This window comes from Pseudomonas syringae (genome assembly GCF_001698815.1).
GTDB classification, from domain to species: domain Bacteria; phylum Pseudomonadota; class Gammaproteobacteria; order Pseudomonadales; family Pseudomonadaceae; genus Aquipseudomonas; species Aquipseudomonas syringae_A.
Genome location: NZ_LGSI01000020.1, coordinates 301,693 through 316,995 on the forward strand (window position 1 = coordinate 301,693; position 15,303 = coordinate 316,995).

Consider the following 15,303-nt stretch of genomic DNA (forward strand, 5'->3'; position numbering starts at 1 on the left):
TAGCGCTCGCCGTCAGTATAGGTTCATACGATAGATGACCTGGCTGGCATCCAGCGGATCTTGTCGGCACACGAAACCAAGCTTGTTGGCCAGCCGGTGCATGGCTGAATTGCCCGCACTGTCGACAGACATCATTTCCGTGAAGCCATTGAGCCGGGCCTTGTTGATCAAGTGCTTCATCAGCAGCGTGGCGAGTCCCTTGTGCTGCCAGGCGTCCGCAACGACCACTGCCGATTCGCATTGTAAACTCTCTGCCAGCGCGGCGTAGCGTGCGACACCGATCTCCAGCAGTTGGCCCTGGTCCATGATGAGCGCTACATAGGCCATGCGTTTACGGTAATCCAGATCCATCAGTTGATCGAGCATTGGCTCGCCTGGCTCATTGATGGTGGCCAGAAAACGAAAGTGCCGGGCTTGCGGCGACAGGCTCTTGATGAAGGCAAATTCCCGTTCTCGATCTTTCGCCTCAAGGGGGCGGATCAGGATGTGTGTGCCGTCGTTCAGCGGCTCGATCCAGTGATGTTCCCCCAGATCTTCCGCATGCGGTTGCTCAGGGAGTTCGGGCGTTACAGGACGGTTGGCCATGTCGATCTCCTGGTTAAGTGTGTACGCGACGCAATTGCCACGTCATGCCTTTTTTACGCCTAGGCGCGCCATGGATACTGATTAAGATCAGAAATACGTCGATGCGGTCCGTTTGTTCGACCATCGGCTGCTGTCCGCTGCCTTGCGGGAGGTGCAGACGGGTGATGTTGACTTAAGTCAGGCGGCGGAAAACACGCGGTGCGAACATAAGCCTGGATCCGGGCGGTGTACCAAGCCGACGGAGGTAGTTGCCGTGTAGGCATTCAAGGTGCAGCAGGGCTGTCGATTCGCATAGTTGTCCGCTCAACCGAGCGGATCGGTCTTCTCAAGGTCGTTTGCCTATGGCCATGTGGTTCACGTCAGCGGTCAAAGCCAGCAGCACTCCTGGGGCGAACGCTGTGCACACGGATAAGGCCCCGGAAAAATGGCCGGCTCACTCGGTCGAGCAGACCGCTTGTTTCTTGAACTCGGACCTCAGCCTTGGGCTGGCGGGGAACGAGCCCGACGAGCGACGACAGCGGTGGGGCAATAATCAAATCAAACGACTTCCCGGTCGTCCGGCGCTCAGGATTGCTCTCGATCAATTCAAAAGCCTTATCGTGGTGCTGCTGTTGATTGCCACGGGGTTGGCCTACTGGATGGACGGAATTCTGGAAGCCATGATGATTCTGGTCGTGGTGCTCCTGAACGCCGCGATTGGATTTTTCACTGAGTGGAAGGCGCAACGAACGCTGATCAGTCTCCAAGAGCAGGACATTCGTCTGTGCCGGGTTATTCGTGATGGCAGAGAGCAGCGCATTTCTACGGTCGATCTGGTTCCGGGCGATTTGATAACGCTCAACGCGGGTGACCGTATGCCGGCGGATGGCCGGATCGTGGTCAGCCACGGGCTGCAGGTCGATGAGTCTGCACTGACCGGAGAATCAGTCTCCGTCGAAAAGGTATCGTCATCGCTCATGGAGCCTGATCCCGCCCTTGGTGATCGGGTCAACATGGGATTCATGGAAACGCTCGTCATCAGTGGGCACGGCAGGATGCTGGTGACGGCAACCGGCTCCAGAACCGAGCTTGGCAAAATCGGCCGGCTGATCGATGAAACCAGCAAACGTATTAGCCCTCTGGACCGACGGCTGCAGCGCCTGGGTGCCGCCCTGGCCGGTATCGTCGCGGTACTGTGCGTCGTGATGGTTGTCGCTGGAACGCTTCGCGCAATGCCATTTATCCAGATGCTGCAGATCGCTTTATCACTGGCAATAGCGGCGGTTCCCGAAGGCTTGCTCGCTGTTTCCACCATGACTTTAGCTATCGGAATGCAACGCATGGCCAGAAAGGGGGCCTTGATCCGCAACCTGGCGGCGGTGGAAACGCTCGGGTCTGCGACCGTCATTTGCACCGACAAAACGGGCACACTTACCCGCAACGAAATGACCGTAGAAATGCTTGTAGTCGGCAATCGGAGTCTGAGCGTCACCGGCAGTGGCTACAAGGTTGAGGGAGGTTTTTCCGGGCCTGAGGGTGCCCTCGATGTGCGCGCGGACGAACTGGTTATCAACCTTTTGCGCGTTGGGGCTCTCTGCAATGACGCCAAGGTTACGCATGCCGCAGATCAGGACGTTGTACTGGGCGATCCGACTGAGGCGGCATTGATCGTAGCCGCAGAAAAAGCCGGGATTGATCCGGTTGCTCTGAAAGCCCGATACCCGCGCGTTGCTGAGGTTCCGTTCTCGACTGAGACAAAATGGATGATGACCGAGCACTGTCCGGCGGATCTGCCGCCTGTCGAGTGCGCGAAAGGGGCGCCATTACGCATTCTGGAACTGAGCGAATACGAAACGTGGCACGAGGGCAGCAGGCTACTGACTGCCGAGCGCCGACAGTGGTGGCAAGACGCAAATGCTCGCCTGGCAGGCAAGGCATTGCGCGTCCTTGGGTTTTCCTACCGAGAAAAGACCACGCTGGATCGGCGGGACGAAGCGGCCGGGCATTGGGTGTTTGCAGGGCTGGTCGGTATGATCGACCCGCTGCGCGATGAAGCATGTTCGGCTATCGCCCTGTGCCGCGAAGCCGGGATAGCAACGGTCATGATTACCGGCGACCAGGTGGCGACAGCACGGGTCATCGCCAGTCGGTTAGGGATCGATCGCAGCGCGGATGGCAGCTCGTTGGAAACTGTCCATGCTCAGGTGCTTATGCAATCGGATCCTGAGTGCTTCAAGAGACTCCTGTCCCAAACTGCAGTCTTTGCCCGCGCAGAGCCCGGGCACAAACTACAGATTGTCAGAGCTTTTCAGCAGCTCGGGCACGTGGTGGCCATGACCGGCGACGGTGTCAACGACGCCCCGGCGTTGAGGCAGGCCGATATCGGCATTGCCATGGGGCTCAACGGGACCGACGTGGCCAGGCAAAGCGCCGATATGGTCATCACTGATGATAACTTTGCCACCATCGTTCAGGCCGTAGAACAGGGCAGGATGCTTTACGCCAACATCATTCATTTCGTCCATTATCTGCTGTCGTGCAACCTCGCCGAACTGTTGACGGTATTCCTGGCAATCATGTTCGGCTGGCCGCTGCCATTGACGGCCCTGCAGATCCTCTGGTTGAACATGATCACCGATATCTTTCCTGCTTTGGCCCTGGCCTTGGAACCCTCTGCGCCGGGAGTCATGCAGCGTCGGCCCCGGGCCCCGGACTCGGCGTTGCTGACGCCTCAGCTCATGCTGCTCATCGCGTGGCAGGGCTTGTTGCTCGCGCTTGCGACGCTGGTGGCTTTCTACGTTGGTCTTCGTTGGTACCCCGAAGAGGTTGAGCGTGCGGTCACCATGGCCTTCATGACTCTCGCGTTCGTTCAGATCTTCCATGCATTCAACGCACGATCCATGCGCAGCTCGGCGTTGACCAGGCGCCTGTTCACAAACAAGTGGCTATGGGGCGCCACGGCTGCTTGCGTGGTATTGCAACTGATGACCGTGCATGTGCCGTATCTGCGCCTGGTACTCGGCACGACGGCCCTTGAAGTCCTGGACTGGAGCGTAATACTCGGCTGTGCACTGGCGCCCGTTGTTGTCGTCGAACTGACCAAACTTATCCAGGCATGGATGGGCGGGCAGGCAGGCACGGTCCCGTCTTGAATAGGCCGGCTCAACGGCTGGACATGATCGCCCAGCCAGCCAGCGACCGGACCGATCAGTCCAGTAATTCCGGCGCAATTACCCAAATGCTGCAGGGGACTTTGTACAGCAGACTCTCTACGGTGCTGCCGACCAGACGGCCTGGCTTACGATGCCCGACGCGACCCATGACCACGACGTCGATGTCGTGGGCCGATGCATAGGCGGACAAGACATTGGCTGGCGCACCCATGATCATATGGCGTTGTTCAGGCGGGATACTGTTACGGTCGGCCAGCTCATTGAAGGCTTCACCTTGCGCCTCGAACAAGGTCTTTGCGACCTTCGAGGAGAAGAACGCCGAACCATCGTCGAAGCCGAACTCTGCTGAGCTGATCGAAGACAAATCGTGTGCGTAAAGGACGTCGACGCGGGCGTCGCAGGCTGTCGCCAATTTCACAGCCTCGTGCAGGATGCGATCGTTGAAATCCTGGTACCGACCATCGCGGTGGAAGGGATCCACGGCCGCCAATATCCGGCGTGGCAAGGCATGCTTGGCATGACTCACGAAATGCAGAGGCGTCGGGCATTCGCGCAGCAGGTGAATATCGAGCGGGGTAAAGATCATCCGCGACAGTCGCGACTGGTATTCCAGACCTTTGATTAGCGCGTCCATGGGCTGCTCCCTGAGGTGGATCAGAATCTCGTCCAATGGCTCGTCTACCCAGATGACTTCGGTAGTTATCGTCCCCCCCAATTCTCGGAGCGGCCTGGCTTGGTCCTCCAGCCAGCTACGGTGGCGCTCGACATAGCTTGCCTGTAGCGCCTCACGCACATCCTCGTTGACCAGGTTGGCCGTTACCAACCCTTCCAGGTAGTCGAACACAACGATATGCAGCGCAGCACCATGCGCTTTCGCCAGCGCGGCGGCTCTGTCGAATACCGGGTTACTTTCCATCTGCGACGAGGCTATCAGCATGAAACGTGGTTGCTCGGACATGACAGTAATCCTTTTGGATTGAGCATGGCGTAGCCCGTGTATGTCTGGCTCGCCGTGGAACCTGGATCTTGCCGCTGTGCCGTGTAGAGAACTTGATTTGCATCAGACCGGGGCAATGACCGGCAGGTGTTCCGACGTGCGGTGGTGAGAGGGGCATTCAAAAGGGGGATTACCTGACCATGATCAAGCTGGATTCGGTGGCCGTCCTTACCTTGGGCCTTGGCGCGGTGCACGATCTGTTCGCCCGGCAGCTGGAGTCAGCCAGGGCGCGCCCGTGCCGCACGGAGTTTGCGCGGCGGGCTGCAACCGGCGACCAGTGCCTTGAGGCGATCCTGGCTGACGATCTCGACGGCGCGCCCGGAAATCCGCACGATGCTGTTGTCCCTCAGGTACGCGATGGCGCGACACACCGTTTCGAGGCGCAGGCCGAGATAGGCGGCAATGTCCTCCCGGGTCATGCGAAGAACAAAGGCGTGGGGCGAGTATCCACGGCGCTGCATGCGCGCGGACAAATTGAGCAGAAAAGCCCCCAGCCGTTCTTCCGCGTTGAGGTTGCCCATCCACATCAATAGTTCATGGTCCCGCACCACTTCCTGACTCATGGTCCGGTTCAGATTATGGTGCAGCGACGGCAGCTCCCGGGACAGGCGCTCAAGTTGCGTGAAATGGATAGGGCAGACTTCGCTGTCCTCCAGAGCCATCGCGTCACATGCGTACTGTTCGCTGCTGATCGCGTCAATTCCAAGCAGCTCGCCTGGCATCTGAAAACCTGTCAGCTGCTCGCGACCGTCCTCGGAAACAACTGTTGTTTTGAAGAAACCATGACGTACGGCATAGAGATACTGCAAGGGATCGCCGAGATGAAACAGGGCTGCACCCTTTTTCACCTTTACACGCTGTGGAATGATGTCAGCCAGGCGTCTTGCGTCGGCAGAATCGAGCCCGACCAACAGACAGAGTTCCCGAACCCGGCAGTTGACGCAGCTCTCGCTATGCAACGGTAGATAGTCAGGCATGACGGGAGTCTTCCGACAGTTTCGTGTACTACCATCGAAGACCATACTCGTCCAGACAACGACTTCAATCATTGCCAGATGGGCGGGCAATCCCCATCCGCCGTAATCCGCGTGGATGAACACGGCAGTGGTGATCGGCATATTGGTTTTCTGATCTAAATCAGAACCCGCCGCCGAGATCTCTTCACACTGAAGTGGGCTCATGACGTCTGTGCGGCACAAAGCGCATGGCGGCAGCTTCTCTAGGTAGCCCCTTTAAGGCGTTAAGCGAGGTTGCCATGAACCAGTCGCCAGGCTTTTTGTTGATCGCCTCATCAAAGATGCAGCGTACGCCTGCCTTTGAGCGCGCCGTGGCTCTGGCTCGGGCGTGCGGGGAACACTTGCGGATCGTCGCGCTGGACTACAGCAGGGCCTTGGATGTCATGGGTGTTTTCGACCACTCGACATTCACCGTCCTACGTCAAAGCTATTTGCAGACTCACCGCCTGTGGCTGGAAGATCAGGCTGCACAGGAGCGCGCGCGTGGCCTTGAGTGCTCGGTCGAGGTGCTGTGGACGAATCGCTGTTTCGACGCGATTAGCGCCTACATCAAGACGACCCAGCCCAGGATGTTGATCAAGGATGTGCGTCATGAGCCGCTCTTCGCCCGGATCTTTTCCACGCCCCTTGACTGGCACCTGTTGCGCGACTGTGTCTGTCCGGTTCAATTCGTGACTGATGCGCGGCACCCTCTGCCTGGCAAGTTGCTGGCGGCAGTCAACCTTGATCGATACGAAGAAACTGAATTGAAGCTCAATGACACCTTGGTCAGGACGGCTTCCAGCCTGGCCGGGCAATGCCGCGGAAGCGTTCATGTGTTGTACAGCGATGACTGGTCGGCGTTCTACGCCGCTAATGTCACCCTGCTGGGTGCCTTGCCGATCGAGACCGGCTTTCATGAGGCCCTGAGCGAGGCGCACGCAGAGGCATTCGCGTCTCTGTGCGAGCGCCACGGAATTCCGAGCGAATGTCGACATTTCCTGACCGGGACGCCGCAACCGACGATCAGTGCTTTCGCCCGCGAGAGTGACATAGACCTCCTGATCATGGGGATTTTGCCGCAGCGCGGCCTGGGAAGAATCATGGGAAACACCGCCGAATCGCTGTTGCTCCACGCGCCTTGCAGCGTACTGATCATCAAGCCCGGCGAAGATGCAAGCGACGTGAGCAGCCTGTTCTCTGTAAAGAAATCAACTGCAGTGCCGCGCGCATTTCTAACCCCGCGCGACCTTTAGCCCTGAAAGGAGGTGTGACATGTCCCAAGCTGAACGTTTGATGCTGATTGCGTCGCCACTGATGCAAAGAACCCCGGCGTTCGACCGCGCCCTGGCCCTGGCCAAAGCGCAGGATGTCGCGTTACACATCGTTGCATTCGACTATGTGGAAGCCCTGGCCACGGCCGGGCTTGTGAATGAGCAGGCCCTGCGGGAAATGAAGGAAGGGTATCTGGATCGCCATCGCGACTGGCTGGAACAGCAGGTTGTTCCCATGCGTCGCTCCGGCGTCCATGTCACCCACGAAGTGAGCTGGGTGACGCGTCCTCTGGACGAAATAATGGCGCACATTCATGAGATGAAGCCTTCAATGGTCATTAAAGACCTGGAGCATCAATCGTGGCTGTCCCGCGTCATGTTCACTTCGCTCGATGAACGTCTGCTCCGCGAATGCCCGGTGCCCCTGCACCTAGTCGCCCATGTGACCCATGCAATTCCGCGCAAGGTCCTGGCGGCTGTCGACCCTTTCCGCCTGGAGGAACAACACGACGGCCTGAATGAAAGGATTATCACCACAGCCGAAAAACTGGCAGCGCAGTGCAATGCGGACCTGCACCTGTTGTACGCCTACGATTTGTCCTCCGTCTTTGGCTGGGATAGCGACATGGCCTTTTCCTCCGAAGCCCAAGAGCAGATCTACGCTTCGGACAAGGAGGCTTTCGACAGCCTGGCTGCCCGTTTTGGCGTACCTCCGGACCGCAAGCACCTGGTGATGGGAAATCCGGCGAAGGTTATTGAAACCTACACCCGGACGTACGGCTTCGACGTGGTCGTAATGGGTACTGTGCATCGCAGCGCACTGAATAAATGGTTGGGCAGCACCACTGAGCAAGTAGCACACAATATCGAAACCAGCCTGCTGACGATCAGTCCCCACAAGGGCGCCCGGGGGGTGTGATGCTTGACCAGTGTCGAGCGCTGTTGGTTGCCGATGACATCGGGAACAAGGTATGGCGTATAGCGGGCACGAAACCTGGTCATTAATGATGAGGATTTGATAGCCGATTGACGGCCAGAGCAAGGATGTGTTTCTGACGCTGGCGGGCTGCGGCATAGTGATAGGTACTCAATATTGAGTCCCGCTGCGTCGGAGCCAAAAGATGCGAATCAGAGCTGCTGTTCTCAGACACATGAACGTTGAGCCGCCTTATGCCCAGAGCAAGCCGATTGTGATCGAGACAATCGACCTGGCACCGCCGGGACCCGGCGAGGTGTTGGTGCGTATCCGAGCCGTAGGCCTTTGCCATTCGGACCTTTCGGTGATCAACGGTGACCGCCCGCGGCCGATGCCCATGGCGCTCGGCCACGAGGCAGCAGGGGTGGTTGAAGAGTTGGGCGAGGGCGTCCATGACCTCGAACCGGGCGATCACGTTGTCATGGTGTTCATGCCCAGTTGTGGGCATTGCCTGCCGTGCGCTGAAGGTCGTCCGGCACTGTGCGAGCCGGGTGCGAAAGCGAACGCCGCAGGTACCCTGATAAACGGCTCAGTGCGTTTGAGCAGTCCTGCCGGCCACGTCCATCACCATCTGGGTGTCTCGGCTTTTGCTGAGTACGCCGTGGTGTCGCGTAACTCCTTGGTCAAGATCGACAGAGATCTGCCTTTTGTTGAAGCAGCGCTTTTTGGTTGCGCGGTGCTGACGGGCGTCGGCGCCGTGGTTAATACTGCGCAGTTGCGGGTCGGCTCGACCGCCGTGGTGATCGGTTTGGGCGGCGTCGGATTGGCGTCGGTGCTGGGTGCAAGGGCAGCAGGAGCGAGCAAAATCATTGCCGTAGATCTGTCGCCAGAGAAGCTCGCACTGGCCAAGGACGTCGGTGCAACCGCAGTTGTCAACGGGGGCGATCCGGACGCCGTTGAGCAGGTGTTGCAACTCACCGGCGGTGGTGCCGACTATGTGTTCGAAATGGCCGGCTCGATCCGGGCATTGGATAACGCCATGAAGATGACCAAACGCGGCGGGATGACTGTAACCGCCGGCCTTCCGCCACCCGGCTCGGCGCTATCGGTCAATGTTGTGCAGTTGGTAGCCGAGGAGCGTACGCTCAAGGGCAGTTATATCGGTACCTGTGTGCCACTCCGTGATATCCCGCGGTTCATCGAACTCTATCGAGATGGTCGCTTACCCGTAGATCGACTGTTGAGCGGCCGACTGAAACTGGACGACATCAACGAAGGTTTTGACCGCTTGCACGAAGGCAGCGCGGTCCGTCAGGTCATCGAGTTTTGAGGAGCAGCATCATGGCTGATTCATACGTTAAATCAGTGGCCCATCGCGCTGACTGGCGCAGTGGATAACGGTTGGTCTCTATCCAGACGACCGCTGAGTACGGTCAGCGCGTAGGCCACCAACACCACCAGCCCGCCAATCCAGGCGGTGTGGATCAGCCCCATGTGGGCGACGATCCAACCACCGCCCCAGGCGCCCCCGGCAATACCGAGGTTGAAGGCCGCGATGTTCAAGCCGGATGCCACATCGATTGCCTTGGGCGTGTGAACTTCGGCCTGACGCACGACATAAACCTGCAAGCCAGGAACGTTGCCGAACGCCACAGCACCCCAAAGCAGAACGGTGACGACTGCCAGCCATGGAATACCGGCGGTAAACGTCAGCAAAATCAGCACGGCGGCCAGCGCCAGGAAGATGATTTTCAACGCGCCGACGGGGCCTTTGCTGTCAGCGAGCTTGCCGCCCCAGATATTGCCGATCGCGACAGAGATGCCGTAAACCAGAAGCACCAGGCTGACTGTCGAAGCGCTGAAGCCTGATACTTCCTGAAGGATAGGGGCCAGGTAGGTGAAGGCGATGAAAGATCCGCCGTAACCAATCGCAGTCATTGCATAAACCAGCAACAGACGAGGCTGCTTCAATACCTGCAGTTGTTGCAGCACCGAGGCGGGTTTGCTGTGCTGAATGTTTTTCGGAACGAAAATCAGACTGCCGATGAACGCAATGACACCCAGGGCCGATACCGCGAGGAAGGTTTCGCGCCAGCCGAAGTGCTGACCGATGAACGTGCCTAACGGCACGCCAGTCACCAGAGCAACAGTGAGGCCGGTAAACATGATGGCGATAGCACTGGCAGCTTTTTCCTTGCTCACCAGGCTGGTGGCGATGGTCGAGCCAATCGAGAAGAACACACCGTGCGCCAGGCCGGTGACGATTCGGGCGATGATCAAGGAGTCATAGCCCGGCGCTTTCCACGCGAGCAGGTTGCCCAGTGTGAACAGCACCATCAGTGTCAGCAGAAGAAGCTTGCGCGGCACCTTGCCCGTCAGAGCCGTCAGCAGAGGCGCGCCGATAGCAACGCCCAGCGCGTAAAGACTGACCAGCAAGCCGGCAGAAGGAAGATCAACGCCCAGATCTGAAGCGATGGTGGGCAGTAGCCCGACAATGACAAATTCGGTGGTGCCTATGGCAAAGGCACTCAACGTTAACGCTAGTAAGGCAATTGGCATGACTGTCGCTCCAGTGTGGTTTGTGGAGCGCATTGTGCGAGACATATTCGTGCTTAAAAATGCCAGTTAAGGACAAACATATTTGTTTTTAGGTCACGAATCCTTGGCAGAGAATCACCTTGGATCTTCACCTTTCAGGCAATAGCCGCCGGATTATTGAATCGATTGAATGCGTACAATCTCGGCACCCGAAGAGTGCGGCAGTAGGCGGCGGATACGCTCAAGGTATGGGGATGAGTGAGTAACACCCTTTAGGCGTGTAGTCAGCTGTGCAGTCTTTCCAGGCTACGATTTCCTGGCGCTTATTGCCCAGGCCCTCAATGCCAATAGTGATAACGTCGCCGGGTTCGAGTTGATAAAACTGCGACACATAACTGACGATCTGCCGCACATCACAGATGAGGTTGCTGGTATTGCCGTTCTGAAAGCGGTGACCCTTCACCTCCAGCCAGATTGCGAGTTTACCGATGTCCGGGATCTCATCAGGTGTTACAGCCTAACAACCCATACCCGCTGACCTCCATGCAGCTGTCCATCCACCAACGGAGGATAGCCAACGAAACCACCTGGCAGTGGCGACGAAGGCTACTACAATCATCCAAAATGCGGTCACTACGACAGTGTCTGCGGAAAAAACACGCCCTCATATTTAATATCTGAGTGGGTAGCTATGACTATAAAATGGAAGAAGATCGCTACAGTCAGCTCTATTTTTGCGGCGTGGTTTGGCTTGTTGCTGGGTGGCTGGAGTGCTTATCTGGGTCAGCAGGACACCAAATTCAACCATGCAACGAAGGTTAAGGAGCAAAAAACAGCTAGTTATTTATCTGCGATCGAAATCTTGAAGCTTCAAAAAAAGCCTAAAGAGTTAGATACTCTAAGAAATGACTATCTAAATGATGAGGCGGCATGGAGAGCGGAGGACGATATTTCGGTAATAATTCAACCTATGCTAGATAATAAGTTAAATGATATTCCTCCTGCGGATATGGAACGAATCAAGCGTTTATTGAACAGGCAGGTGAATAATGATCAGTTTCATCCGAGCGCGATTCTATTAGGTGGGGCTTATTTCGCAATTAACGAAAATGTAAAAGCTAAGGAGTATCTTGAATATGCCAAAAGGACTGGGTACGACCCGCCCGCGAACGCATTCTTGTCAGTTGTGTATGCCAGGCTTGTAGACACTTCTGTGGATTCAGCGTATGCGTCCGGCGAACCCACCTTCCTGACCCCGACGCCAAAGGCCATGGTGTCCACCTCAATTTTGATCTGACCCCGAAATGTTGGACATCAACATTGAGGGGTGCCATGAAAAAGTACACAGAGCAGGCGAAACTGTCGGTTGTTGAAGATTACTGCTCGGGGAGCGCAGGTCACAGAGAGGTCGCGCATCGTCACGGGGTCAATGCTTCATCCCTTCGAAAGTGGATCAAGGAATATCAGGCGCTTGGTGCCGCAGGCCTCAAAAGCAAGAGAAAGAAGAACTACAGCGCTGAGTTCAAGCTGAAAGTGTTGCAGCGCATGCGAGAGGAAGAGCTATCCTATCGCCAAGTCGCTGCCCTGTTTGATATCCGGAAATCCGACATCATTGGCGAGTGGGGAGCGCAGGTCTGATGAAAGCGGATTGGAGGCCTTGTCCCGGCAACCAGGACGCGGATTTCACGGGAAGATGACAAAACCCACCCCGTCCATTATTCATCCAGCTCATCATTCAGTTTCTGCCCGTGCGACCGATAAAGATGCATTATAGGTGCTATTTAAAGGGCAAGCCGCCCTGAAAAAATCCCTTCATTGACCGTGGGAAGAACCGAATGTTTGCGACGATAAATAGAGCTCTGGAAAACATGAGTGTGCGTACCAAGCTCGCCATGGGCTTCGCAATCGTTCTTATACTGACCCTCCTGATTGCCGCAACCGGGTGGGTGGGTATTACAGATTTGGGTAATCGTGGTGATCGAATTCTCGACATCGCCAAACTCAATGACCTCACTCGTGATCTGCGAATTGCCCGCCTGCGTTACACCGCCTCCCCTGACAGTGAGCAGGCGACTGCGGTGCGTAAACAAATCGATAATCTCGATAGCCACCTTGTTTCAATCCGAGCGACCTTTATGGACGCAAATAACTTGGTCGAGATTCAGGCCGCGATAGATTCGGTAAAGCAGTACACCAACCACTTCAACGACTTCAGCCAAGCTATAAAAAACCGTGAAGACATACGGGGTGTGTTCGGTGGCTACGCTGATACCGCTGTCGCCGAGCTGAAAAAGCTCAGCGATGCAGTGGCCGCGCCGGCAGGTGAACAGGCCCAGCGAGATGTAGTCATCAAAGCCCAGTTCATGGTGCAGCAGGCACGTTTCCAGCTTCGCGGTTACAGCTACAGCATGAAGCCGGAACTGGAGCAGGCTGCCAAAGATGCCATCGACCAGGCCAGTGCTTATGCCAAAGCCGCAGTTGACCTGCTCCCGGCAGATCAAGCAGAACATCTGCAAAACTTGCAACGTGCGTTAGCGGGTTATCGCACCACGGTCGAGCAATTCAGCAACGCCTTGCAGGCGGCCACCAAGATCACGGCTCTGCTTAACGATGACATCTCTAATCTTTTCGCTGCGAGCAATAATCTGTCGAAAGCACAGGCTGAGAAACGTGCTGCGGATGTCACCCACTCACACAATTTGCTAGCCGGTGCAGCGCTGCTGGCCCTGTTGCTAGGGGTTTTGGCTGCGTGGGTGATTACCCGGATGATCGTAGCCCCGTTGCTTGACACATTGCGCCAGGCCGAGCGTGTGGCGTCCGGCGTGTTGACTGGCGGGCCCGCTGTAACGCGACGAGACGAATTGGGGCTCTTACAGCAAAGCATGCAGCGTATGACCCTGAACCTACGTGAGCTGATCACAGGCCTCAGGGATGGTGTTGTTCAGATTTCCAGTGCGGCTGAAGAAATGTCTGCGGTCACTGAGCAGACAAACGTCGGGGTCAACAGCCAACGACTGGAAACAGACCAGGTTGCGACGGCCATGAATGAGATGGCCTCCACTGTTCAGGAAGTCGCGCGCAACGCAGAACAGGCGTCCGATGCCGCCAAGAGCGCAAGCCGCGAGGCGGCCCAAGGCGATGTCGTACTGGCTAAAGCTATCGACCAGATCAACCTTCTGGTCGGCGAAGTCGGTAACTCGACAACGGCTATGGCAGAGCTTAAGCGTGATAGCGACAAGATTGGCAGCATGCTGGATGTGATCAAGTCCGTCGCGCAACAGACCAATCTGCTGGCTCTGAACGCTGCCATCGAAGCCGCTCGTGCGGGTGAGGCCGGGCGTGGTTTCGCCGTAGTTGCCGACGAAGTACGAAGCCTGGCGCAGCGCACCCAGACCTCTACCGAGGAAATCGAAAACCTGATTGGTAGGCTGCAAAGCAGTACCGTACAAGTCGCGACTGCACTTGAAACCAGCCAGCAATTGACTGTAAGCAGCGTTGACCTCACGCGTCAGGCGGGCGAGTCTTTGACTGGTATCAGTCGCTCGGTGGCTGGTATCGAATCGATGAACCTGCAGATCGCCGCTGCTGCTGAACAGCAGAGCGCTGTGGCCGAAGAGATCAACCGCAGCATCATGAATGTGCGCGATATCAGCGAGCAAACGTCAACCGCGAGCAAGCAAACGGCAGAGGCAAGTATCGAGTTGGCGCGTTTGGGCGGGAGTTTGCAGTCGATGGTGAGCAAGTTTACGTTGTAAGGGGTGGGCGAGATGGGCAGCGGTGCCATGAGTGGGTGCCAGATATCCACGCTCTCGCAATCTCCTGTGTAGTGGTCTAATGAAACTGGACGCCCATTTAGGCGAGAATGCTTGCCACAGAGAGGTGCCTGATGACGAAACAACCTATGCGTCCGGGCATCACGCCTTGCGTGATTAAACCGGCTGCCGCCTATGCGGCAGCAATTGATCGATTTCACTCGCTCGCTGCGTCGGCAGACGCGTAAGAACATCCTTCAGGTACGCATAAGGATCATGTCCATTTAGCCGCGCAGACTGAATCAAACTCATGATCGCCGGCGCGCGTTTTCCGCTGCGAAGCGACCCAGCGAAGAGCCAGTTCTTGCGTCCAAGAGCCCATGGCCGGATCTGGTTCTCCTACCAGTTGTTATCAATGGGTACGCCTCCGTCATCGAGGTAGCGCGACAGCGCTGCCCAGCGTTTCAGGCTGTAATCGAGTGCTTTGCTGATGGCTGAGCCTTCGGGCACGAGGTCACGCTGGGCGATCATCCAGGCATCCAGGCATCCAGGCATGCAGGCATGCAGGCATGCAGCATCTCCATCATCGGCGCGGCTTTCTTGCCGTATTCGTGCCGTAAATCCGGCTCCAGGTCGCGGACGTCACTCTCGATTTCGTACAACAACTGGATATAGCGCAAGGCTTGTTCGGCGAGCGTGCTTTTATTCGTGGCATGCAGTTCGAAAAACTTGCGCCGCGCATGAGCCATAACCGATCTCGATCACACTGAGTTCGAAGCTGGCCTTGTAACCACTAAAATCATCACACACCAGCTTGCCTTTCCAGTCTTGCAGGAAGTTGCGTGCATGCCCCCCCCGCAGGAGGTTGACACATCGAAGTGGGAGAAATCGCCAAAGAAATGGATGGTCAATGCTGATGATACAAAAGATCAAACCAAGAAATATTTGAAGTTTGCTTTCGATAATAAGGAGTTGACTGATATTGTAAAGGAAGATCCTGGCTCTAGTAAGTTGGTTGATATGGCACTGATGAATATAAGAAAAAGTGTTGAAAAAAGGACTCCGCGTGGGTGAAAAGTATTGATGGCGTGATG

At 56.6% G+C, this 15,303-nt stretch carries 12 protein-coding genes and 3 pseudogenes; 9 read left to right on the forward strand and 6 right to left on the reverse strand.

Features of this window, described 5'->3' with window-relative positions; genetic code table 11:
- Positions 1 to 12: 12 nt before the first annotated feature.
- The gene (locus tag AFK24_RS06075) at positions 13 to 585 is read right to left on the reverse strand and encodes a GNAT family N-acetyltransferase (RefSeq protein WP_065832373.1); all 573 of its coding nucleotides are present in this window, start codon (positions 583 to 585) and stop codon (positions 13 to 15) included.
- A 341-nt stretch (positions 586 to 926) separates the two neighbouring features.
- Between AFK24_RS06075 and AFK24_RS06080 the strand changes: the two genes are divergently transcribed.
- Positions 927 to 3,716, forward strand: a complete 2,790-nt coding sequence (locus AFK24_RS06080; protein ID WP_080482047.1) for a cation-translocating P-type ATPase — start codon at positions 927 to 929, stop codon at positions 3,714 to 3,716.
- Positions 3,717 to 3,771: 55 nt separating this feature from the next.
- Here the strand turns inward: AFK24_RS06080 and AFK24_RS06085 are convergent, their stop codons facing one another.
- Together AFK24_RS06085 and AFK24_RS06090 are read right to left on the reverse strand one after the other, a co-directional pair.
- Positions 3,772 to 4,695, reverse strand: a complete 924-nt coding sequence (locus AFK24_RS06085; protein WP_065832374.1) for a universal stress protein — start codon at positions 4,693 to 4,695, stop codon at positions 3,772 to 3,774.
- 257 nt (positions 4,696 to 4,952) lie between these two features.
- Complete coding sequence (locus AFK24_RS06090) at positions 4,953 to 5,711, reverse strand: cyclic nucleotide-binding domain-containing protein (RefSeq protein ID WP_065832375.1); 759 nt, start codon at positions 5,709 to 5,711, stop codon at positions 4,953 to 4,955.
- A gap of 227 nt (positions 5,712 to 5,938) precedes the next feature.
- Between AFK24_RS06090 and AFK24_RS06095 the strand changes: the two genes are divergently transcribed.
- From AFK24_RS06095 to AFK24_RS06105, 3 genes are all read left to right on the forward strand, one after another.
- Positions 5,939 to 6,985 (forward strand): universal stress protein, encoded by a 1,047-nt coding sequence (locus AFK24_RS06095; protein ID WP_080482048.1) that lies wholly within the window; start codon positions 5,939 to 5,941, stop codon positions 6,983 to 6,985.
- Between the two features lie 40 nt (positions 6,986 to 7,025).
- Entirely contained in the window at positions 7,026 to 7,922 is an 897-nt protein-coding gene (locus AFK24_RS06100; RefSeq protein WP_065832476.1) for a universal stress protein, read from the forward strand.
- 202 nt (positions 7,923 to 8,124) lie between these two features.
- Entirely contained in the window at positions 8,125 to 9,249 is a 1,125-nt protein-coding gene (locus tag AFK24_RS06105; protein WP_065832377.1) for a zinc-dependent alcohol dehydrogenase family protein, read from the forward strand.
- A 32-nt stretch (positions 9,250 to 9,281) separates the two neighbouring features.
- Here AFK24_RS06105 and AFK24_RS06110 read toward each other — a convergent pair whose 3' ends face one another.
- The gene (locus AFK24_RS06110) at positions 9,282 to 10,478 is read right to left on the reverse strand and encodes an MFS transporter (protein WP_065832378.1); all 1,197 of its coding nucleotides are present in this window, start codon (positions 10,476 to 10,478) and stop codon (positions 9,282 to 9,284) included.
- Positions 10,479 to 10,698: 220 nt separating this feature from the next.
- Positions 10,699 to 10,959, reverse strand: a pseudogene (locus AFK24_RS31970) (fumarylacetoacetate hydrolase family protein); the annotation flags it as partial.
- A gap of 189 nt (positions 10,960 to 11,148) precedes the next feature.
- Here AFK24_RS31970 and AFK24_RS06120 point away from each other — a divergent pair.
- The 4 genes and pseudogenes from AFK24_RS06120 to AFK24_RS31980 all read left to right on the forward strand — a co-directional run bounded on the left by AFK24_RS06120 (position 11,149) and on the right by AFK24_RS31980 (position 14,212).
- The gene (locus tag AFK24_RS06120; RefSeq protein ID WP_065832380.1) at positions 11,149 to 11,754 is read left to right on the forward strand and encodes a hypothetical protein; all 606 of its coding nucleotides are present in this window, start codon (positions 11,149 to 11,151) and stop codon (positions 11,752 to 11,754) included.
- A gap of 35 nt (positions 11,755 to 11,789) precedes the next feature.
- Complete coding sequence (locus tag AFK24_RS06125) at positions 11,790 to 12,095, forward strand: IS3 family transposase (protein ID WP_065832381.1); 306 nt, start codon at positions 11,790 to 11,792, stop codon at positions 12,093 to 12,095.
- A 254-nt stretch (positions 12,096 to 12,349) separates the two neighbouring features.
- Positions 12,350 to 13,357: pseudogene (locus AFK24_RS31975) on the forward strand (methyl-accepting chemotaxis protein); the annotation flags it as partial.
- A gap of 141 nt (positions 13,358 to 13,498) precedes the next feature.
- Positions 13,499 to 14,212, forward strand: a complete 714-nt coding sequence (locus tag AFK24_RS31980) for a methyl-accepting chemotaxis protein (RefSeq protein ID WP_430962146.1) — start codon at positions 13,499 to 13,501, stop codon at positions 14,210 to 14,212.
- 174 nt (positions 14,213 to 14,386) lie between these two features.
- Here AFK24_RS31980 and tnpC read toward each other — a convergent pair.
- Positions 14,387 to 15,064: pseudogene (gene tnpC, locus AFK24_RS06135) on the reverse strand (IS66 family transposase); the annotation flags it as partial.
- Between tnpC and AFK24_RS31140 the strand changes: the two are divergent.
- Positions 15,056 to 15,283, forward strand: a complete 228-nt coding sequence (locus AFK24_RS31140) for a hypothetical protein (protein ID WP_170826286.1) — start codon at positions 15,056 to 15,058, stop codon at positions 15,281 to 15,283. The pseudogene tnpC and the gene AFK24_RS31140 overlap by 9 nt on opposite strands.
- Positions 15,284 to 15,303 lie beyond the last annotated feature (20 nt).